The sequence below is a fragment of the Streptosporangium sp. NBC_01810 genome (assembly GCF_035917355.1).
Lineage (GTDB): Bacteria > Actinomycetota > Actinomycetes > Streptosporangiales > Streptosporangiaceae > Streptosporangium.
The window spans coordinates 4,217,672-4,238,700 of the sequence record NZ_CP109070.1 but is presented as its reverse complement, the minus strand read 5'-3'; the positions used below and the strand labels follow the sequence as shown (position 1 = coordinate 4,238,700).

The 21,029-nt window shown below is 71.8% G+C and carries 19 protein-coding genes; 15 read left to right on the top strand and 4 right to left on the bottom strand.

Annotated features, from left to right (window positions below; all coding sequences use genetic code 11):
• Positions 1–64 precede the first annotated feature (64 nt).
• The 3 genes from macS (at position 65) to thiI (ending at position 3,223) form a co-directional block, all read left to right on the top strand.
• Positions 65–1,174 carry a MacS family sensor histidine kinase gene (macS, locus tag OIE13_RS18270; protein ID WP_326638180.1) on the top strand — a complete coding sequence of 370 codons (1,110 nt, stop codon included), beginning with the start codon at positions 65–67 and terminating at the stop codon, positions 1,172–1,174.
• Between the two features lie 101 nt (positions 1,175–1,275).
• Positions 1,276–1,905 carry a response regulator transcription factor gene (locus tag OIE13_RS18265; RefSeq protein WP_326647024.1) on the top strand — a complete coding sequence of 210 codons (630 nt, stop codon included), beginning with the start codon at positions 1,276–1,278 and terminating at the stop codon, positions 1,903–1,905.
• 115 nt (positions 1,906–2,020) lie between these two features.
• A complete protein-coding gene (thiI, locus tag OIE13_RS18260; RefSeq protein WP_326638182.1) occupies positions 2,021–3,223 on the top strand; it encodes a tRNA uracil 4-sulfurtransferase ThiI in 1,203 nt (400 codons plus the stop codon).
• A gap of 60 nt (positions 3,224–3,283) precedes the next feature.
• Here the strand turns inward: thiI and aroF are convergent, their stop codons facing one another.
• Positions 3,284–4,321, bottom strand: coding sequence for a 3-deoxy-7-phosphoheptulonate synthase (aroF, locus tag OIE13_RS18255; RefSeq protein ID WP_326828445.1), 1,038 nt, complete (start codon positions 4,319–4,321; stop codon positions 3,284–3,286).
• Positions 4,322–4,665: 344 nt separating this feature from the next.
• Between aroF and OIE13_RS18250 the strand changes: the two genes are divergently transcribed.
• The 3 genes from OIE13_RS18250 to OIE13_RS18240 all read left to right on the top strand — a co-directional run bounded on the left by OIE13_RS18250 (position 4,666) and on the right by OIE13_RS18240 (position 7,409).
• A complete protein-coding gene (locus OIE13_RS18250; protein ID WP_326638186.1) occupies positions 4,666–5,286 on the top strand; it encodes a molybdopterin-dependent oxidoreductase in 621 nt (206 codons plus the stop codon).
• Between the two features lie 59 nt (positions 5,287–5,345).
• Positions 5,346–6,551 (top strand): histidine kinase, encoded by a 1,206-nt coding sequence (locus tag OIE13_RS18245; protein ID WP_326638188.1) that lies wholly within the window; start codon positions 5,346–5,348, stop codon positions 6,549–6,551.
• A gap of 66 nt (positions 6,552–6,617) precedes the next feature.
• On the top strand, positions 6,618–7,409 hold the full coding sequence (locus OIE13_RS18240) for a LytR/AlgR family response regulator transcription factor (protein ID WP_326638190.1): 792 nt from the start codon (positions 6,618–6,620) through the stop codon (positions 7,407–7,409).
• Between the two features lie 662 nt (positions 7,410–8,071).
• On the opposite strand, the gene OIE13_RS18235 is transcribed toward OIE13_RS18240, so the two are convergent.
• Positions 8,072–8,911, bottom strand: coding sequence for a deoxyribonuclease IV (locus OIE13_RS18235; protein WP_326638191.1), 840 nt, complete (start codon positions 8,909–8,911; stop codon positions 8,072–8,074).
• 308 nt (positions 8,912–9,219) lie between these two features.
• On the opposite strand from OIE13_RS18235, the gene uraD reads away from it, so the two are divergent.
• From uraD to alc, 9 genes are all read left to right on the top strand, one after another.
• Entirely contained in the window at positions 9,220–9,804 is a 585-nt protein-coding gene (uraD, locus tag OIE13_RS18230; protein ID WP_326638193.1) for a 2-oxo-4-hydroxy-4-carboxy-5-ureidoimidazoline decarboxylase, read from the top strand.
• A gap of 61 nt (positions 9,805–9,865) precedes the next feature.
• Positions 9,866–10,177, top strand: a complete 312-nt coding sequence (uraH, locus tag OIE13_RS18225) for a hydroxyisourate hydrolase (RefSeq protein WP_326638194.1) — start codon at positions 9,866–9,868, stop codon at positions 10,175–10,177.
• Between the two features lies 1 nt (position 10,178).
• Positions 10,179–11,219, top strand: a complete 1,041-nt coding sequence (pucL, locus tag OIE13_RS18220) for a factor-independent urate hydroxylase (RefSeq protein WP_326638195.1) — start codon at positions 10,179–10,181, stop codon at positions 11,217–11,219.
• Positions 11,220–11,224: 5 nt separating this feature from the next.
• Entirely contained in the window at positions 11,225–12,100 is an 876-nt protein-coding gene (locus tag OIE13_RS18215) for an FAD binding domain-containing protein (protein ID WP_326647025.1), read from the top strand.
• Positions 12,100–12,600, top strand: a complete 501-nt coding sequence (locus OIE13_RS18210; protein WP_326638196.1) for a (2Fe-2S)-binding protein — start codon at positions 12,100–12,102, stop codon at positions 12,598–12,600. Before OIE13_RS18215 ends, OIE13_RS18210 begins: the two co-directional genes overlap by 1 nt.
• A 121-nt stretch (positions 12,601–12,721) precedes the next feature.
• Positions 12,722–14,107, top strand: coding sequence for an 8-oxoguanine deaminase (locus OIE13_RS18205; RefSeq protein WP_326638197.1), 1,386 nt, complete (start codon positions 12,722–12,724; stop codon positions 14,105–14,107).
• 290 nt (positions 14,108–14,397) lie between these two features.
• Positions 14,398–15,624 (top strand): glycerate kinase, encoded by a 1,227-nt coding sequence (locus tag OIE13_RS18200; RefSeq protein ID WP_326638198.1) that lies wholly within the window; start codon positions 14,398–14,400, stop codon positions 15,622–15,624.
• Between the two features lie 191 nt (positions 15,625–15,815).
• The gene (gene allB, locus OIE13_RS18195) at positions 15,816–17,144 is read left to right on the top strand and encodes an allantoinase AllB (RefSeq protein ID WP_326638199.1); all 1,329 of its coding nucleotides are present in this window, start codon (positions 15,816–15,818) and stop codon (positions 17,142–17,144) included.
• 93 nt (positions 17,145–17,237) lie between these two features.
• Positions 17,238–18,191, top strand: a complete 954-nt coding sequence (gene alc, locus OIE13_RS18190; RefSeq protein ID WP_326638200.1) for an allantoicase — start codon at positions 17,238–17,240, stop codon at positions 18,189–18,191.
• Positions 18,192–18,252: 61 nt separating this feature from the next.
• Here alc and pknB read toward each other — a convergent pair whose 3' ends face one another.
• Both pknB and OIE13_RS18180 read right to left on the bottom strand, forming a co-directional pair.
• A complete protein-coding gene (gene pknB / locus OIE13_RS18185) occupies positions 18,253–20,190 on the bottom strand; it encodes a Stk1 family PASTA domain-containing Ser/Thr kinase (RefSeq protein ID WP_326828444.1) in 1,938 nt (645 codons plus the stop codon).
• Positions 20,191–20,265: 75 nt separating this feature from the next.
• Positions 20,266–21,024 (bottom strand): thiazole synthase, encoded by a 759-nt coding sequence (locus OIE13_RS18180; protein WP_326638202.1) that lies wholly within the window; start codon positions 21,022–21,024, stop codon positions 20,266–20,268.
• Positions 21,025–21,029: the final 5 nt, after the last annotated feature.

Genomic DNA, 21,029 nt, shown 5'->3' with positions numbered 1-21,029 from the left:
GTTAGAGAGAAATCGGTGGATTATTGCAGATAGCCCCTCTCTTACCGGGCGGTAGGGTCGGCGCGTGACGGGAATCGAGGGTCCGTTCTGGCGGGCGGTCGCGGTGTTTCGCGTCGCATCCCTCGCGTACGCGGCGGTTCTGCTCATCCGTGCCGGGGGGTACGCCCACCCGGCGATCGGCTGGCTGGTGATCGGCGTCATGGCGCTGTGGACCGCGGGGACGATCTTCGCCTACTCCGTCGAGGAGCTCCGCGGCCGGCCGCTGCTCGCCGCCGACATGCTCGTGACCGTGGGCTGCCTGCTCGCCACCCCGGCGGTGCAGGGCGCCTACCAGGAGGGCAGCCTGCCGATCACCGGCACCTGGATGGGCGGCGCGGTGCTCGCCTGGGGCGTGTACGGCGGGCGGCGGCTGGGGGCCGTGGCCGCGCTGATCGTCTCGCTGGCCGACCTGCGGCTGCACGGTGTTCCCGGGGGCGACTTCGAGACGCTGCCGATCAACGGCACCGTCCTGCTCTTCCTCGCCGGGACCGTCGTCGGGCACGTGGCCCGGCTGGCCAGGAAGGCCGAGGAGCGCATGCAGCAGGCGATCGAGCTGGAGGCCGCCGGTCGGGAGCGAGAGCGGCTCGCCCGGGGAATCCACGACTCGGTGCTCCAGGTGCTCGCGCTGGTTCAGCGGCGCGGGCAGGAGATCGGCGGTGAGGCGGCCGAACTGGGCAGGCTCGCGGGCGAGCAGGAGGCCGCCCTGCGCGAGCTGGTCAGGATCTCACCCGAGGCACCCGCCGCCGGCGCCGCGGACCTGTGTGCCCTGCTGCACAGGTACGGCTCGGCCACGGTCACCGTCTCGGCCCCGGCGACCCCGCTGATCCTGCCCGCGGCCACCGCGGCGGAGATGGCCGCCGCGGTCGGGGCCGCCCTGGACAACGTCGCCCGCCACTGTGGGGCGCGGGCACCCGCGTGGGTTTTCGCCGAGAGCGACGACGGACTGATCACCGTGACCGTCAGGGACGAGGGGCCGGGTATGGCACCCGGACGCCTGGAGGAGGCCGCCGCCGCCGGGCGGCTCGGCGTCGCGCAGTCCATCCGGGGCCGTGTCGCGGAGCTTGGCGGCACGGTCACGGTGATCTCCCATCCCGGCCGGGGCACCGAGATCGAGATGTCGGTGCCGATCGGCTAGAGGGCGTTTCGCGGCCGCCGTGGTGGGCGGTGCGGGCCTACCGGCCCGGAGGTGGGCCTACCGGCCCGGAGGTGCGGGCCTAAGGTAGGCCAATGCGCGTGATGGTGGTGGACGACCACCCGATGTGGAGGGACGGGGTGGCCAGGGACCTGGCCGAGGCCGGATACGAGGTGGTGGCCGCGGTCGGGGAGGGGCGGCAGGCGGTCCGAGTGGCCGCGGCGGTCCGGCCCGAGCTGGTCGTGCTGGATCTGCAGCTGCCCGACCTGCCGGGGGTGGAGGTGGCCAGGAGGCTGGCCACCTCGGAGCCGCCGCCCAGGGTGCTGGTGCTGTCGGCCAGCGGTGAGCAGGAGGACGTGCTGGAGGCCATCAAGGCGGGAGCCTCCGGATATCTCCTGAAATCCGCGAGCAAAGAGGAGTTCCTCGACGCGGTCCGGCGCACCGCCGGGGGCGACGCGGTGTTCACCCCGGGGCTGGCCGGGCTCGTGCTGGGGGAGTATCGGAGGCTGGCGGCCCGGCCCGCGCCCGAGGCGACGCCCCGCCTGACCGAGCGGGAGACCGAGGTGCTCCGCCTGGTCGCCAAAGGGTTGTCCTACAAGCAGATCGCCGAGCGTCTCGTGCTCTCCCACCGGACCGTGCAGAACCACGTCCAGAACACGCTGAACAAGCTCCAGCTCCACAATCGGGTGGAACTGGTCCGCTACGTGATCGAGCAGGGCCTCGACGAGTCGTAGTCCCGACTAAAGTAGCAAGGTCGAGACGTTGTCTTTGTGCGAACGCGCGAGAGACTTGACGAAACTCCACGACGAAGCTCTCATACCCCCTCGAAGCTCCACCGGAGGTTGCGCCATGACCATGTCCGCCTTGGGCGAGCCCTGCGTTCTGCTCAAACTGGGCGAGGTCGTCCTCAAGGGCAACAACCGTGAGCTCTTCGAGCGGAGGTTGCAGGCCAACATCAAGGCCGCTCTGAAGGACGTCGTCGTCAAGGTCGACGTGCGGCAGCGCCACGGCGTCATCGCGCTCTTCCTGCCGGAGGGCACCGGGGTCGAGGTCGCGGACGCGGTCGCCGAGCGCGTCTCGTACGTCCCGGGGCTGGTCTGGATCCACCGCGCCTGGCGGGTGGCCAAGGACCCCTCGGCGATCACCAAGGCCGCCGTCGAGCTGCTGGCCGACCGCGACGACGTCAAACGCGGTGTCTCCTTCGCGGTCCGCTCCCGCCGCCGCGACAAGCGCTTCCCGCTCACCTCGATGCAGCTGGACCGCTCGGTCGGCGGCGAGCTCAACGACGTCTACGGCCTGCCGGTCGACCTGAAGCGTCCCGAGCTGGTGGTCTCCATCGAGGTCGACCGCGACGAGGCTTTCGTCTTCACCGGCGGGCTGTCCGGCCAGGGCGGGCTGCCGGTCGGCAGCAGCGGCCGGGGCCTGGTCCTGATGTCCGGCGGCATCGACTCCCCGGTGGCCGCCTACCGGATGATGCGCCGCGGCCTGCGTGTCGACTTCCTGCACTTCTCCGGCATCCCCTTCACCACCTCCGAGTCCATCTACAAGGCGTACGCGCTGGTCAGGGCACTCGACAGGTTCCAGGGCGGGTCCCGGATGTGGGTCGTCCCCTTCGGCAAGGCCCAGCAGTCCATCAAGGCCTCCGGCCAGGACCGTCTGGCGGTGATCACCCAGCGCCGGCTGATGCTGAAGACCGGCGAGGAGGTCGCCCGCCGCCTGCGCGCCGGCGCCCTGGTCACCGGCGACTCCCTGGGCCAGGTCTCCTCGCAGACTCTGCAGAACATCACCGCCCAGGACGACGCGGTCGACATGCCGATCCTGCGTCCCCTCATCGGCCTGGACAAGACCGAGATCATGGCCGAGGCCCGCCGCATCGGCACCCTGGCGATCTCCGAACTCCCCGACGAGGACTGCTGCTCGCTGCTGGCCCCCCGCCGCGCCGAGATCGCCGCGAAGGTCGCCGACCTGAAGAAGATCGAGCGTCGCCTGGACGCCGAGGAGCTCGCCGTCCAGCTCGCCGGGTCCCTGCAGGAGTACCGGCTCGACGCCTGAGATCGGATCACCCGGTCCCGGGGACGTACCGGGGCCGGGTATCCGTGGCGAGCGGGTGGGTCAGGCCGGGGCCAGGGCGTCGACGGCCGCGACCTTGCCCAGCAGCGGCGGGAACCGCTCCAGCACCCGGGCCAGCTCGTCCAGATCGCTGTCGACCAGCGCCTGGGGGCCGTCGCAGAGGGCCTGCTCCGGGCGCGGGTGGACATCGATGATCACGCCGTCGGCGCCGGCCGCGATGGCGGCGCGGGTGAGCGGCAGGACCAGGTCGCGGTGGCCGCCGGAGTGGGACGGGTCGACGATGACCGGCAGGTGCGACAGCCGCTGGGCGAGCGGCACCGCGGAGACGTCCAGGGTGTTGCGGGTGGCGGTCTCGAAGGTGCGGATGCCGCGCTCGCACAGCACGATGTCGAGGTTGCCGCGCTGGGCGATGTACTCGGAGGCCATCAGCCACTCCTCGATGGTGGCGCTCATCCCGCGCTTGAGCATCACCGGCTTGCCCGCGGCGCCGACGGCCTGCAGCAGCGCGAAGTTCTGCGCGTTGCGGGTGCCGACCTGGAGCATGTCGGCGTAGGAGGCCACCAGCTCCACGTCGGCGGCGTCGACGACCTCGGTGACGACGGGAAGCCCGGTCTGCTCGCGCACCTCGGCGAGGATGCGCAGGCCCGCCTCGCCGAGCCCCTGGAAGGCGTACGGGGAGGTGCGGGGCTTGTAGGCGCCGCCGCGCAGCAGGGTGGCCCCGGCGGCCGCGGCCATCCGGGCGGCCTGAAGGGTCTGCTCGGGGGTCTCCACCGCGCACGGGCCGGCGATCAGGGTGACCGTGCCGGGACCGATCGGCACGCCGCCGACGCGGACCGTGGACCGCTCGGGGTGGTTGTCGCGGCTCACCAGCTTGTACGGCGCGCTCACCCGCATCACGTCGGCCACCCCGGCCATGCCCCGCAGGTCGAGAGCGGTGAACTGGGCGACATCGCCGACCAGGCCGATGATCGTGCGGCTCACGCCCCGGCTGACGAACGCCTCGCCGCCCGCCGTGCCGATGACCTCCACGATCGCCTCGACGTCGTTCTCCGTGGCACCGGGTCCCATGACGATGACCATGTCTCTCCCTCTCCGATGGCTCCGGCCGGTTCCGACCGGCTCCGGGGTCCTGGGTGTTTTCGATGAAAGGCCGGGAAAAGCAGAAGGCCCCGAGTCCGAAACCGGACCCGGGGCCTTCTGTTCGCCAGGCTGTCAGCGCAGCATCTGGTGGCGAACGGTCCGACTCACGGGTCCGTCGCCATAAAAAAACCAGAACGCAGTACGCATAGTCGGAAATGATAGCGCACGGCGAGAACACCTCCGTCCCGCAGGCCGGGAGAACGCTATTCGGTGGCCGCCGAGGCGTCGGGAAGCCCGCGATGGCAGGATTACCACGTGCCATAGGGGAAACGGCGGAGGGAGTGATGATGGAACAGTCCGAACCTTCGGGGGAGGAGCCTCGCCTGCCTCCGGGCCAGTACGTCCCCCGGGGCCGACCGGTGATCCACTACGGTCGGGTGCCCAGGTTCCGTCCGGAGACGTGGCAGCTGCACGTCATGGGGGCGACGGCCTCGGGCGAGCAGCACCGTTTCACCTGGCCCGAGTTCTCCGCGCTGCCACGTACCACGATCGTGGCCGACTTCCACTGCGTCACCAAGTTCTCGATCATGGGTAACGAGTGGGGCGGGGTGTCCGCGGCGACGCTGATGGCGGTCGCTCCGCCCGCGCCCGGTGTGAAGCACGTGATGATCTGGGGCGAGTACGGCTACAGCGCCAACGTGCGCATCGGCGACTTCGACCGCTCCCAGACGATGTTCGCGCTGGAATTCGACGAGAAGCCCATCGCCATGGAGCGCGGGTTCCCGGTGCGGATGATCGTCCCGCACCTGTACGCGTGGAAGAGCGTCAAGTGGGTGCGCGCCGTGGAGTACCTGCTGGAGGACAGGCGCGGCTTCTGGGAGGAACGTGGCTACCACAACATCGCCGACCCCTGGCGCGAGCAGCGCTACTCCTATCAGGAGGAAGCGGGCGAAGGCCCGCCCTGATCGGCTCGTGATCGGCGTTCACCCCTGATCACCGGGGCGGGTTGACTACGGTTTTCCACATGTCGACCACCGGCTGGGTGCTGCTCTGCGCCTTCAGCGCCCTTCTCGGACTCGTCCTTCCCCGCCCGCGCCGGCGACACCCGGACCGGCAGGGCGGCCCGACGGACGAGGCCACCTTTCTGACACTTCACATCGCGGCGATGGCGGCCCCCTCGCTGCGGGCCGGGCTCACCCACGAGTCCGCCCGCAAGGCGGTCCGCCACCTGCGTGCCCTGCTGGGCACCGGCGCCGTCGCGGTCGCCGACACCGGCGGCCTGCTCGCCTGGGACGGCGCGGCGGGCTGCCACCGCGACCACGCGCCCGAACACGCACACGAACACGCCAGGACCGTCCTCGCCTCGGCGCGCCCGCACGTGCTGACCGGGGACGAGCCGATCTGTGACACGCCGGGCTGTGCCACCAGGGGCGGGATCGTCGTACCGCTCACCGTCGACGGCCGGGTGGTCGGGGCGCTCGCCGCGTACGACCCCGTGGTGAGCCCGGCGCTGGTGCGGACCGTCACCGAGGTCGCCAGGTGGGTCTCGGGGCAGCTGGAACTGGCAGAGGTCGACTCCTCACGGCGGCGGACGATGGAGGAGGAGATGCGGGTGCTGCGCGCCCAGATGTCTCCTCACTTCGTCTACAACGCGCTGACCACCATCGCCTCGTTCGTTCGCACCGACCCCGAGCGGGCGCGGGAGCTGCTGGTGGAGTTCGCCGACTTCAACCGGTACGCGCTGCGCCGGGAGCGCGACTTCACCACCCTCGCCGAGGAACTGCACTGTGTGGACCGCTACCTGCTGCTGGAACGTGCCAGGTTCGGCGACCGGCTCCGTTTCACCCTCAGGGTCGCACCGGAGGTGCTGTCGGTCTCCGTCCCGTTCCTCTGCCTGCAGCCGCTGGTGGAGAACGCGGTCAAGCACGGCGTGGCCGCCGCCGGACGTCATGGAGAGGTGCGGGTGGTGGTCGGTGACGCCGGGTCCGAGGCCCACATCAGCGTTGAGGACGACGGCCCGGGCATGCCCCCCGAGCGGGTCCGAGGGCTCCTCGACGGCTCCGCGCCGCGGTCGGGAGAGGAGGGCGGGATCGGGCTGGCGGGCGTCGACGTGCGGTTCCGCCGGATCTACGGTGAGGACTACGGTCTGGTCGTGGAGAGTGCCCCGAACGCGGGCACGACGGTGCGGCTCCGCGTTCCCAAGCTCCACCCCGCCAATAGCTATTTGTAGTCAAACTATTACCTGAAGTTGTCATCAGGCTTGCGGCGGGTGTGGTTCAGAGGGCAGCGTGGGGTCATGTTGCGAGTCCTGGCCGTTGACGACGAGGTCCCCGCCCTTGAGGAGATCGCCTATCTCCTCCGCCAGGACCCCCGTATCGAGCACGTCTCCACGGCGGCGGGCGGGGTCACCGCGCTCCAGGACATGGTCCAGATGATCGGCACGGGCGAGCGGCTGGACGGGGTGTTCCTTGACATCCGGATGCCGGGACTGGACGGCCTCGACCTGGCCAGGCTCATCGCGGGGTTTCCCAACCCGCCCCGGCTGGTCTTCGTCACCGCCCACGAGGAGTGCGCGGTGCAGGCATTCGAGCTGGAGGCGGTCGACTATCTGCTCAAGCCGGTCAGGGCCGACCGGCTGGCCGAGGCGGTGCGGCGCCTGGAGTCCATGATTCCCGCGGCGGCCGACCCGGTGCCGGAGGACGTCATCCCGGTCGAGCTCGCGGGACGGACGAGGTTCGTGCCCCAGCAGGCCGTCTGGTTCGCCGAGGCGCAGGGCGACTACGTCCGGCTCCACACCGACGAGGGCAGCTACCTGGTCCGCATGCCGCTGGCCGCCCTGGAACGGCGCTGGGCGGGGTCGGGGTTCATCCGGGTGCACCGCAGCACGCTGGTCTCGGTGCGGCACGTGAGCGAGCTGCGCTTCGACGGTGGCAGGGTGATGCTCCGGGTGGGTACCGAGACGCTTCCGGTCAGCCGCCGTCACGCCCGCCAGGTCCGCGAGCGGCTGGTCCGCCAGTTCCGTGACCGTCCGGCCGTCCCCGGCGTGGTCCGGGCCAGGCCCCTGCCCTCCGCCGCCGCCCTGCGGTAACCGCGTCCGGGTCAGGCCCTGCCTCCGCCGCCGCCCTGCGGTAACCGCCGCACGCCTCTCCGGGCCCCCGCACGGGGATTCGAACCCGTGCGGGCTCCGGTCGCCCGCTCACGGTCGCCGTGCCCTTGGTCGGCTCACGGTCGCCGTGCCCTTGGTCGGCCCCCGTGCACTGTCCGACCTCGCGTGCCGTACGCCGTTTCGCGGTCGTCCGGCTCATCGGCGTTTCCCCGGGACGGGCGGGTCAGGCGGGTCCCAGGGGCCTCACGAGCCCCCGATCGACCGTTCGTCGCCCGCCGCGAGCCGTTCGTCGTGTCGACACTCTCCGCACATCGACAACTACGAACCGTTAATCGCGCTGGCGGGAAAGCGCCGCTCGCTCGTCTGGGCGCGCCTCTAGTGTTCCCTCATCGGAGAGCGAGACCCGCCGGGTCAGGGGGGACAGAGCCGGAAGGCTCACGCAGGACCTGATGCGCGGACACCGGGGGAGCACCGGCATCCGGCCACACGGCCGCCGAGTCCTTGACCGGAAGGGGGAGGGGTCGCCGATCTCCGATATGACGGGACGCCCGCGTTGGCCAGCGGGCCGGACCGTGATCCGGCCACACGGGGGCGGCCGGATCACGAGGACGGGCGTCCCGTCCGACCTCAGGTGAGCCGGGAACTCACCGGTCGCGGAGCTTCTTGAGCACCTCGATGTCCTCGCGGTGCTTCTCGGCGCCGCCCGGTGTCTCGATGCAGAACGGCACCCCCGCCATCACGGGATGGCGCAGCATGTCGGCGAAGGGCTCGGCGCCGATGTGGCCGGAGCCGATGTTCTCGTGCCGGTCCTTCTTGGAGTCGCACACGTCCTTGGAGTCGTTGGCGTGGACCAGCTTGAGCCGCCCGGGGGCGATCGAGTGCAGGGCGTCCAGAGTCTCCTTGACGCCCTCGGGGGTCGACAGGTCGTGCCCGGCGGCGAAGGCGTGGCAGGTGTCGAAGCAGATCCCCGCCTTCGGGTGCCAGTCGAGGGCCGCCAGGTAGGGCTCCAGATCCTGGACCGTCGCGCAGAGCACCGCGCCCTGCCCGGCCATCGGCTCCAGCAGCAGGTCGGGTCCGTCGTCGGGGATCTCCTCCAGGAGCGGCAGGAGATGTTCACGCAGCTGGCGCAATGCCTCGTCGCGGGACTGGCTCACCGCCGACCCCGTGTGGACGACCACTCCCTTCGCGCCGATCGCGTGGCCGCGCAGCAGGTTGTGCCGCACGGTGGCCACCGACTTCTCCAGCGTCTCGGCGCTGGGCGAGCCCATGTTGATCAGGTAGGGCGCGTGCACGAAGGAGAGCACGCCGGACTCGAGGAGCTTGGCGTCCTGGGCGGGGTCGCCCACGGCGAGTGCCCAGCCGCGCGGGTTGGTGACGAACACCTGGATCATCTCGGCACCGATGTCGGAGGCGTACCGCAGGCCGCCCTTGGCGAGACCGCCGGTGACGGAGACGTGTCCGCCGATGGGAGAGAGTGAAGTCATGATGACCGTAGTTTAGGCGTCGACCCCGGTGTCTCACAGGCGGCAGGCCGGTCGCGCGGCCTGGTCCCACACCGGCTCCGTCCGCCCCTGAGGCGACCGGTGACAGATGTCGGCGGTGCGCTCAGCCGTGTGTCCCGAGGAGAACCGAACGCTTGCCGGCGGTGCGCTCAGCCGTGTGTCCCGAGGAGAACCGAACGCCGGATACCGGCAGGTTTGGAGGATGTTGCGGAAATCTGCGGCAAACCCTTGGCACAGTTTGGGGCGCTTGTCGCTGGACTGTACGCGCCGATGGTGTGTGTACTGCTCACATGTCGAACGTGCACTCCGCGCCGCAGGTCGCGGGGCTGGCCGCCTTCAACGCGCTGGGCGCCGAGGAGGCCGAGGCCGAACTGCTGGCCTGCTGTGCCTGCCGGGGCTTCGCCGCGAAGGTGGCCGCGCTGCGCCCCTATCGCGACCCCGGCCGGCTGACCGAGGTCGCGGAGGCCACCGTGCGGAGCCTGGACTGGTCCGGTGTACGCGAGGCGCTGGCCGCCCACCCCCGGATCGGCGAACCGCCCCGCGAGAGCGACCCGGCGGCCGGTCACTCCGGAAGGGAGGCGGACTGGTCTCGCCGGGAGCAGTCGGGCGTCGAGACGGCGGGGCGGGAGGTCCTGGACCGGCTGGCGGAGGGCAACCGCGCCTACGAGCGGCGGTTCGGCCACGTCTACCTGATCTGCGCCACCGGTCTGCCGGCCGAGGAGATGCTGGCCCGTCTCACCGAGCGGCTCGGTAACGACGAGGACACCGAGCGAGACGTCGTCAGGGCCGAACTCGGGAAGATCACCCGTCTGCGGCTGGTGAAACTCCTCGAGAGCGGCCACCTGGCTCCCGTGCTTCCGCGGACGGCCACGTGAGCTCCGAGCTCCCGGGATCCGGGCCCGTACTCCTCGAACCCATGCTTGCGGAAGGTCCCGTATGAGCCTGTCCACGCACGTGCTGGACGCCGCCCTGGGCAGGCCGGCGGCGGGTGTCGCCGTACGCTTGGAGAGGGACGGCGAGGTGCTCGCCGAGGGCGTCACCGACGCCGACGGGCGGATCGCGGGGTGGACGTGCGGGGCGGGCGCCCACCGGCTGGTCTTCGACACCGGGGACTACTTCGCCGCCCGCGGGGTGGCCGCCTTCTACCCACGGGTCTCGATCGACTTCACGGTGGCGAACCCGGGGGAGCACCACCACGTGCCGCTGCTGCTCAGCCCGTTCGCCTACTCGACGTATCGAGGGAGCTAGCATGCCCGTCGTTCTCGGCCCCAACCGCTACGGCAAGGCGGAGATCCGCCTGGTCCGTGTCGTCAGGGACGGAGGCGTCCACCACCTCAAGGACGTCACCGTCGGCTCGGCGCTCTCCGGCGACATGGAGGCGGTCCATCTCATCGGCGACAACGCCGCGGTCCTGCCGACCGACACGCAGAAGAACACCGTGTACGCCTTCGCCAGGAAGCACGGTGTCGAGCAGATCGAGGACTTCGCGATCCTGCTGGCCCGTCACTACGTGGACTCCCAGCCCACGGTCCACCACGCCCGCGTGGAGATCGAGGAGTACTTCTGGGACCGGATCCCGGTGGACGGCGACTCCGCCCCAAGAGCCCCGGGAGCCCCAAGAGCCCTGGGAGCCCCGGGAGCCCCGGGAACTCCGGGATCCTTGGAAGCCGCCGAAGCAGCCCGGGAGGCCCGGGAGGGCCGAAAAGCCGAAGGCGGGCGGCACTCCTTCGTCCGCTCCGGCAGGGAGGTGCGCACCTGCGTCGTCCACCACGACCGGGACGGCACCACCACCGTGGTCTCCGGGCTGAAGGACCTGGTGGTGCTCAACTCGACGGGCTCGGAGTTCTCCGGCTTCGCCGAGGACGAGTACACCACCTTGAGACCCACCAGGGACCGCGTCCTGGCCACCGAGGTCTCGGCCCGCTGGCGGCACCTGCCAGGCGTGCCGCCGCGCGGGGACTCCCGCGGGGAGTCCCACTACGGGGAGTCCCACTACGGGGAGTCCTACGACGAGGTACGCCGCTGCCTGCTCGGCGCGTTCGCCGAGACCTACAGCCTGTCGCTGCAGCAGACGCTCTACGCGATGGGCGAGCGGGTGCTGAACGCCCGGGAGGAGGTCTGCGAGGTGCGCCTGGCGATGCCCAACAAGCACCACTTCCTGGTAGACCTCACCCCCTTCGGGCTGGACAACCCTAACGAGGTGTTCTACGCCGCCGACCGTCCCTACGGGCTGATCGAGGGCGGCGTGCTCCGTGACGACGCCCCCGACGCCCGCTTCGCCTGGGAGTGATGACCGTGGATTTCCTGCGCCCCGCCACCTGGGCGGAGGCACTGGCCGCCAAGGCGGACCGGCCTGAGGTGGCGCCCATCGCCGGCGGCACCGACATGATGGTCGAGCTCAACTTCGACGTGCGACGGCCTGCCGGGCTGCTCGACCTGAACCGGGTCGCCGAGCTCGCGACATGGAGCCGGGAGGCGGACGGCATGCTCAGGGTCGGCGCGGGCGTGTCGTACACCCGGCTGATCGCCGAGCTGGGCGACCGGTTGCCAGGGCTGGCACAGGCCTCCCGCACCGTCGGCTCGCCACAGATCCGCAACCGGGGGACGGTGGGAGGCAACCTCGGCGCGGCCTCGCCCGCCGGGGACAGCCACCCGCCGCTGCTCGCCGGTGACGCGGTCATCGAGGTCGAGTCCGCGGCCCGGGGCGTGCGTATGATCCCGGCCGCGGCCTTCTACCTCGGGGTCAAGCGCAGCGCGCTGGAGCCCGACGAGCTGATCAGGGCGTTCTGGATGAGCCCCGCGAGCGGCCCGCAGTACTTCTCCAAGGTCGGTACCCGCAACGCCATGGTGATCGCGGTCTGCTCGTTCGCGATCGCGCTCCATCCCGGACAGCGCAGGGTCGGCACCGGCATCGGCTCGGCCGCCCCGACCCCCCGGCGCGCCGTCGCGGCCGAGGAGTTCCTGGCCGCGGAACTCGACTGGGAGGCGCGGCTCGACCCCGCGGTGCTCGGGCGCTTCGGTGAGCTGGCCGCCGAGGCCGCCTCGCCGATCGACGACGTGCGCGGTACCGCCGACTACCGGCGCCACGCCATCGCGGTGATGGCGCGGCGCACCCTCACCTGGGCGTGGAACGAGTTACGCTCCGGGCACTTCGAGAGGAGGACCGGCTGATGCGCCTCACCTTCACGGTCAACGGACGCGGCGAGAGCGTCGACGATGTCTGGGAGGGCGAGAGCCTCCTGTACGTCCTGCGCGAACGGGTGGGCCTGCCGGGTTCCAAGAACGCGTGCGAGCAGGGCGAGTGCGGCTCCTGCACCGTCTACCTCGACGGGCTGCCCGTCTGCGCGTGCCTGGTCGCGGCCGGGCAGGTCGAGGGCCGCGTGGTCCGCACCATCGAGGGACTCGCCGACGGCGACCGGCTCGATCCGGTCCAGGAGGCGTTCGTCGAATGCGGAGCCGTCCAGTGCGGTTTCTGCACCCCCGGCCTCATCGTCCAGGCTCACGACCTGATCGAGCGGATTCCGCGGCCGTCCGACGCCGAGATCCGCGAGGCCCTGGCGGGCAACCTGTGCCGATGCACCGGCTACGAGAAGATCCTCGACGCCGTACGCCTCGCCGCGGCGCGCAAGGCCGACGCGGGCTCGGGACCGCGCGGCGAGGAGAGCGCTTGACCGCCCCGGCGAGGCCGGAACCGCGATCGGAACCGCGATCGGTTCCGGAGCGGGTCCTGGAAGCGCACGCGACCGCCTCCCCGCCGCCACGGGCCGGAACCCTCACGCCCAAGGAGTCTCGTTGAGCGCCATCCTGATCGAGAACGTGCACATCGCCCCGGTCGTGGGTCCGGAGATCCCCTCGGGACACATCCACGTCGAGGGTGACCGGATCGTGGCCCTCGGAGCGGGTCCCGCCCCGGTCGTACCGGGTGCGGCCAGAATCGACGGCACCGGCTGCCTGGCCACCCCCGGCCTGGTCAACACCCACCACCACCTCTACCAGTGGGCCTCCCAGGGGCTCGCCCAGGACGCCACGCTGTTCGAGTGGCTGACGGCGCTCTACCAGGTGTGGGCCGCGATGGACGCCGAGGTGGTGAAGGGCGCGGCGGGCGCGGGGCTGGGCTATCTGGCCCTGTCCGGCTGCACCACCTCCAGCGACCATCACTACATCTTCCCGTCCGGGCGCGGGGATCTGTTCGCCGCGGAGATCGAGGCGGCCAGGGAGGTCGGGCTCCGCTTCCACCCCGCCCGAGGCTCGATGGACCGGGGTAGGTCGCAGGGTGGCCTGCCGCCGGACGTGGTGGTCGAACGGCTCGACGAGATCCTCGACGCCACGGCCGAGGCCGTCGACACCTACCACGACCCGTCCTTCTCCTCCAGGCTCCGCGTCGCGGTCGCCCCCTGCTCGCCGTTCTCCGTCAGTGCCGACCTGATGACCGAGGCCGCCGCGCTGGCCAGGTCCAAGGGGGTACGCCTGCACACGCACCTTGCCGAGACCCTCGACGAGGAGGAGCACTGCCTGCGGCAGGTCGGGCAGCGCCCGGTCGACTACATGGAGAAGCTCGGCTGGCTCGGCCCGGACGTGTGGTTCGCCCACGCCGTTCACCTGAGCGACGGCGACATCGACATCTTCGCCCAGACCGGTACCGGCTCCGCGCACTGCCCGAGCTCCAACGGCCGCCTCGGGGCCGGGATCGCCCGCGTCTCCGAGATGCTCCGCAGGGGCGCGACCGTCGGCCTGGGGGTGGACGGCAGCGCCTCGGCCGAGCTGACCTCGATGTCGGGTGAGATGCGCCAGGCCCTGCTGTTCCAGCGGGCCAGGTACGGGCCCACCGCGCTCACCGCCCGCCAGGCCCTGGAGATCGCCACCCTGGGCGGGGCGAGGAACCTGGGCCGGCAGGAGGAGCTCGGCTCGCTGGAGGTGGGAAAACTCGCCGACATCGCCCTCTGGCGCACCGGGGCCTTCGCCTCCGCGGTCGCCGACCCGGTCTGTGCCCTGGTCTTCGGCACCCGGCAGCCTCCGCTGGCCCGGTTGCTGGTGGGAGGGGAGACCGTCGTCGAGGACGACGAGTTGCGCACCGTCGCCCAGGACGAACTCGGCCGCGCCGGTGGCGAGGCGCACCGCCGCCTCATGCGCCTGGCCGCCGAGCAGGGCTTCACCGCGAGCCAGGAGGTCGGCGCCTGATGTCCTCCCCGGAGCCGGAGCCCGGGGTCTCCACGCCCGGGAAGACCCGATGAGGAGAGCCCGGAGTCTCCGTGTCCGGCGGGATCACCGGCGGCCGCCGCGGGTGAGGCAGCGAAGCGTGCGGGTGGTCCCCGCCGCGGCCGGTGGTGTCGCGACCGGACCGGGCGTCGAGGACGCTCAGGGGGTGGATGTGATGATTGTTCTCCGTTTCATCGGGGTCAGGTATCCGGTCCCCGCCGGCTCACACGGGCGGGGGACACGTGCCGCCCATCCGCCATTAGGGGGCAGGGTTGTCTGAGTTGTCGGGACATGTGGTTATCGCCCCGGACAAGTTCAAGGGCTCGCTGACGGCTGCGGAGGTCGCCGAGCGGATCGCCGCGGGTCTCGGGCCCGGCGTCGCCACGGTCGCGCTGCCGGTGGCCGACGGCGGTGACGGCACCGTGGACGCGGTCGTGGCCTGCGGGTTCACCCGGGTCGAGGTCGAGGTCACCGGTCCCGTCGGCGAGCCGGTCCTCGCCTCCTACGCCTGGCGCGACGCCCTCCCGGGTGGGGACGTGGCGACCGCGGTCGTCGAGCTGGCCGAGGCGTCAGGGCTGCGGCGGCTACCGGCCGCCTCGGGGCCGGTCGTCTCAGCGGCGGGGTCGCTCGCGCACGAGGGCGTCGAGACGGCACCCCTCACCGCGACCAGCCACGGCACCGGCGAGCTGATCGCCCACGCCGTACGGCGCGGGGCCCGGCGGATCGTGCTCGGCCTCGGCGGCAGCGCCTGCACCGACGGAGGCACGGGCATGATGCGGGCGCTCGGCGTCCGCTTCCTGGACGCCGACGGGCAGGAGCTCCCGTTCGGCGGAGCCGCCCTCGGCAACCTGGCAAAAATCGATAAATCCGACTTTATCGAGATCGATGATGTCGAGTTCGTCGTCGCGGGCGACGTGGACAACCCGCTGCTCGGCACGCACGGAGCCGCCGCCGTGTACGGGCCGCAGAAGGGTGCGAGCCCCGACGAGGTGAGGCTGCTCGACGCCGCCCTCGCCAGGCTGGCCGCCGTCGCCGCGCACACCCACGGTCTGGTCGGGGCCGCCGAGCACGACGGCGTCGTCCGTTCGATGGGCGTGGCCGGGCAGCCGGGCGCCGGTGCCGCCGGGGGAGTGGGCTTCGCCGCGCTGGCCTTCCTGGCGGCCGAATTTCGGCCCGGCATCGACTACCTCCTCGACCTGCTCGGATTCCAGGACAGCCTTGAGGGGGCGTGCCTCGTCGTCACCGGTGAGGGCTCGCTCGACGAGCAGACGCTGCGCGGCAAGGCACCCGCGGGGGTCGCGAGCGCCGCGGCCAAGGCGGGGGTCCCCGTCGTCGTGGTCTGCGGGCGCCGCGCTCTCGGTGACGAGGAGCTGAGCGCGGCCGGCATCACGGCCGCCTACGCGCTCACCGACATCGAGCCCGACCCGGCCGTGTGCATGTCGCAGGCGGGCCCACTGCTGGAACGGCTCGCGCGCACGGTCGCCGAGAGGCACCTTTGAGCACCACTCCGGCACCACTCCGGCACCACTCGGGCACCACTCGGGCACCGCTCGGGCGCACTTTGAGCGCCACTCCGGCGCCGCCCGGGCGCGGCGAGGACGGGAAGGGGGCACGGGGCCGATGAGCGTGTGGGGTCCGGGCGCTCAGGCCGGCGCGTTCCGCGGTGAGAAGCAGGCAGGACGGAGAGCCGATGAGTGCGAGGGCTGAGGACGTGCCGGATCTGGTCATCCGGTCCCGCCGGGCCGTGCTGCCCGGAGGAGAGGGCCCGGCGGTCGTCGCCGTACGGGACGGGAAGATCGTCGGGGTGCGCGCCCACGACGCGGAGCTGAACGACGCCGAGCTGAATGCCGCTGAGCAGGTCGACCTCGGCGACGTCGCGCTGCTGCCGGGCCTCGTCGACACCCATGTGCACGTCAACGAGCCCGGCCGGACCCACTGGGAGGGTTTCGCCTCCGCCACCCGGGCCGCCGCGGCGGGCGGGGTGACCACGATCGTGGACATGCCGCTCAACTCGCTGCCGCCGACCGTGAACGTGGACGCCCTGGCCGTGAAGAGGAACGCCGCGGAGGGGCAGTGCGCGGTGGACGTCGCCTTCTGGGGCGGGGCGATCCCCGGCAACGTCGGGGACCTGAGGGCGCTGCACGAGGCGGGTGTGCGCGGGTTCAAGTGCTTCCTGTCCCCGTCGGGTGTGGAGGAGTTCCCGCCGCTGGACACGGACGGGCTGCGGGCGGCCATGGTGGAGATCGCCTCCTTTGACGGCCTGCTGGTCGTCCACGCCGAGGATCCCGCGCTGCTCGCCGACCCGGTGGGGCCGCGATACCCGGAGTTCCTCGACTCCCGCCCCGGAGAGGCCGAGCGCCGTGCCGTCGAGCGGGTCGCCGCGCTGGCGGAGGAGACCGGGGTGCGGGCGCACATCCTGCACGTGTCGTCCGCGCTCTGCCTGGAACCGCTGGCCAGGGCCAGGCGGGAGGGGATCAGGCTCACCGCGGAGACCTGCCCGCACTACCTCACACTGGTGGCCGAGGAGGTGCCCGAGGGCGCCACCCAGTTCAAGTGCTGCCCGCCGATCCGTGCCGCGGCCAACCGCGACGAGCTGTGGCGCGGGCTCGCCGACGGGGTGCTCGGCTGCGTTGTCTCCGACCACTCGCCCTCCACCCCCGACCTGAAGGTGCCCGACTTCGCCGCCGCCTGGGGCGGGATCTCCTCCCTCCAGCTCGGCCTGACCGCGATCTGGACCGAGGCGGCGCGGCGCGGGCACGGCCTGGGCGACGTGGTGCGCTGGATGGCCACCCGCCCGGCCGAGCTGGCCGGGCTGCACGGCAAGGGCGCCATCGTCGAGGGCGCCGACGCGGACCTGGTCGCCTTCGACACCGACGCCGTCCACACCGTGGACGTCTCCAGGCTGCACCACAGGAATCCGGTCACGCCCTATCACGGCAGGACGCTCACGGGTGTGGTCCGTACGACCTGGCTGCGCGGCCGGACCGTGGGGAAGGAGTCCAGGGGCGTCCTCCGGTAGCCGGCCCTCCCACAGCACGATCCGGGCGGCCGAGTCCGCTCCTCAGCACGATCCGGGCGGCCGAGTCCGCTCCTCGCGAGAAAGGTTCTCTCCTTGACCGAGTTCACCGCACTGCCCGACCTCGCCCTGCGCACCCTCGGCGGCTCGGTGATCTCGGCCAACGACGAGTCCTTCGCCGAGAGGGAGAGCCTCATCCGGCCGGGCCGCCCCGGCTTCCGGCCGCACACCTTCGGCGCCAAGGGGCAGGTCTACGACGGCTGGGAGACCCGCAGGCGGCGCGAGCCCGGCCACGACTGGGCACTGGTCCGGCTCGGCATGCCCGGGGTGGTCCGGGGGGTCGTGATCGACACCGCCTGGTTCAAGGGCAACTACCCGCCACACGCATCCGTAGAGGGGGCCGAGGTCGAGGGCTACCCGACGGTCGCCGAGCTGGAGGCGGCCCACTGGGTGGAGATCGTACCCAGGAGCGACCTCAATGGGGACGCCGAGCACTTCTTCGAGGTGTCCGGCGAGCACCGCTACACCCACGTGCGGCTGAACATGTTCCCCGACGGGGGCATCGCCCGGCTGCGGGTGCACGGCGAGGTCAGGCCCGACCTGTCGGTGTACGAGGGACTCGGCCTGGACCTGGCCGCGCTGGAGAACGGCGCGCTCGTCACCGCCTGCTCCAACGAGTTCTACTCCTCGCCCAACAACGCCATCTTTCCTGGCCTCGCCCGCCACCAGGCCGAGGGCTGGGAGACCGCCCGCCGCCGCGACGGTGGCAACGACTGGCTGGTGATCCGCCTGGCGGGTCCCGGGATCGTCAGGCTCGCCGAGATCGACACCACCAACCTGGTGTTCAACGCTCCCGCCGAGGTCTCCGTCACGGGCAGCACGGACGGCGCCACCTGGTTCCCGCTGCTGCCCAGGACCCGCCTGCTGCCCGACACCCGGCACCGCTTCCGCATCACCGACGCGCCCGAGGCCGGGTACGCCAGGGTGGACATCCACCCCGACGGCGGCCTCGCCAGGATCCGCCTGCACGGTCTCCTCAGCGGAGGCTGAGCACGCGGAACGCGGAGGTTCCCCCCGGCGTGGGCGCCGGGCGCCGAACCCGTCCCGGCCGTCAGTACCAGATGGTGACCTCGGTGCCGGGCGGGACCGCCTGGCCGGCCGGCGGGACCTGGGCCAGCACCGTGCCCTTGCCCAGGGTCCGCCTCAGCTTCACCGTGACCCCCGCGGCGCGCAGCTCGTCGCGCGCAGCCCTGAAGTCCTTGAAGACGATGTTCGGGATCACCACGACGTTTCCGCCGTCGCCGGGAGGTGCCTCACCGTTGTTCTCCCAGGGCCAGTGCCACTCGGCGGCGCACTGCGAAAGGGTCAGCCGGACCACGGCGCCCTTGTCGACCTCGGCCTTGGGCTGAGGATCCTGGGCGATGACCGTGCACGGCTGGGCGGCGTCGGTCTGCTCGACGAACTCGGGGGCGAATCCGGCCCCGCGCAGCACCCCGTCGGCCTGGTCGCGGGGCATGCCCCTGACGTCCGGCATGAGCAGGCCCGCGCTCACGACCAGGTCGACCTTGCTGCCCTCCTTGACCGGGTTCCCCACGGCGGGGACGGTCCGCATCACCTGGCCGCGCGGCACGGTCTCGCTGGGCTGCTTCCTGACCTTGCCGACGAGGAGCGAGGTCTCCGCCAGCCTGCTCCTGGCCTGAGGGTCGGTCATGCCCACCACGTTGGGCACCGCGACCCGCTTGGGGCCGGCCGAGGCGATCAGGGTCAGCTTGCTCCCCGGTTCGGCCTCGGTGCCCGCCACGGGGTCGGTACTGAGCACGTTGCCCTTGGGCACCTTCTCGTCGTGCTTGGGCTCGCCCTCCTCGACGGTGAAGCCGCGCTGCCTGGCCTCGCTGGTGGCGACCGTGATGTTCTTGCCCACCAGGGTGGAGGGCACCACGATGGTGGTGTTCTGCGAGAACAGCCAGCCGGTCACCCCCACCGCGATCACCATGACCACGGCCAGCGCGAGCAGGAACCAGCGGGCGCCGGACATCTTGCGCGCCTTGGGAGCGGGCGGGGGCTGATCGCCCACCGGGCTGGTGAGCAGTTCGACGCGGGGCTGGATCAGCGTGTGGTTGGCCGGGGCGGGCGGCGCGGACACGACCGTCTCGTGGGCGTGCGGCGGCCCGACGGGGACGGACTGCACCGGGCCGCTCTCCCTGGGCAGCATCCGGTGCGCGTCGACGGCGGCGACCAGCAGCGCGGTGGCGTCCGCGGGACGGCTCGCGGGATCGCGGGCCGTCGCCCTGGCCACCAGGGTGTCGAGCAGCGGGGAAGAGCCGGGGAGCAGCGCGGAGGGTACGGGCACCGTGTCGTGCACGTGCCGGTAGGCCACCGACATCGGGGTGTCGCCCTCGTACGGCTGGCGGCCGGTCAGGAGCTCGAACAGCATGATGCCGGCCGCGTAGACGTCGCTGCGGGCGTCGGCGGCCCCTGCGGTCACCTGCTCGGGGGACATGTAGCCGATGGTGCCGATCATGACACCGGTGCGCGTCTGGTTGGTCGCCTCGATCGCGCGGGCCAGGCCGAAGTCCACCACCTTGACCCGGCCGTCGTCGGCGAGCAGCACGTTCTCCGGTTTGACGTCCCGGTGGACCAGGCCCGACTGGTGGGCGGCGCCCAGCGCGGCGAGCACCGGGATCATGACTTCCAGTGCCTCGCGGGCGGGCAGCCTACCCCGCTCGCGGAGTACGTCGCGCAGGGTCCGGCCCGGCACGTACTCCATCGAGAGGTAGACGTTGTCACCGTCCGTGCCCTGGTCGAAGACGTGCACCACGTTGGGATGCGACAGGCTCGCCACTGATTTGGCCTCGCCGATGAAGCGCCGTACGAAGGCGGGGTCCTCGGCGAGAGAGCGGTGCATCACCTTCACGGCGACTGTGCGGTCGAGCCGGATGTCCAGGGCCAGATAGACGGTCGCCATCCCGCCCCGGGCGATCCGGGACTCGACGCGGTAACGCCCGTCGAGGAGTTTCCCGACCAGGGGGTCCGTAAGCGTCGTGTCCACGTGGCCGAGTTTACGGGCGATTTGACGCCGGCAGGATCCATGAATCCCAAACCGATGCCGAGACGTGGTCGTTTTCTATCGATGAAGAGGGGAGGAGGCCTCCGCGTAGCGACGCCGGGGTATCCGTCCGGCCAGGTGGGCCGCCCGGCCCGCCGAAACGGCCGCGCGCATCGCCTGAGCCATCAGCTCCGGGCGCCGCGCCCGGGTGACCGCGGTGGCCAGCAGAACCGCGTCGCAGCCCAGCTCCATGGCCAGTGCCGCGTCGCTGGCCGTGCCGATCCCAGCGTCCAGGATCACCGGCACGTTCGCGAACTCCACGATCAGCTCGATGTTGTGCGGGTTGCGGATGCCCAGCCCGGAACCGATGGGGGCTCCCAGCGGCATCACCGCCGCGCAGCCGGCCTGCTCCAGCCTGCGTGCCAGCACGGGGTCGTCGCCGATGTAGGGCAGCACCACGAACCCGTCGGCGACCAGTCGTTCGGCGGCGTCGAAGGTCTCGATGGGATCGGGCAGCAGGGTGCGCTCGTCGGCGATGACCTCAAGCTTCACCCAGTCGGTCTCCAGCGCCTCCCTGGCCAGCCTGGCGGTCAGCACGGCCTCCCCGGCGGTGAAGCAGCCCGCGGTGTTCGGCAGTACCTTGATGTCGCGCCGGCGCAGCACGTCGAGCACCGAGCCCCGTGCGGCCGGGTCGAGCCGCCGCATCGCGACGGTGGTCAGCTCGGTCCCCGACGCGGCGAGCGCCGCGTCGAGGATCTCCAGGGACGGGGCGCCCCCGGTGCCCATGATGAGACGTGAGGAGAACTTCTCGCCGCCGATGAGCAGATCGTCCGCCATGCCGG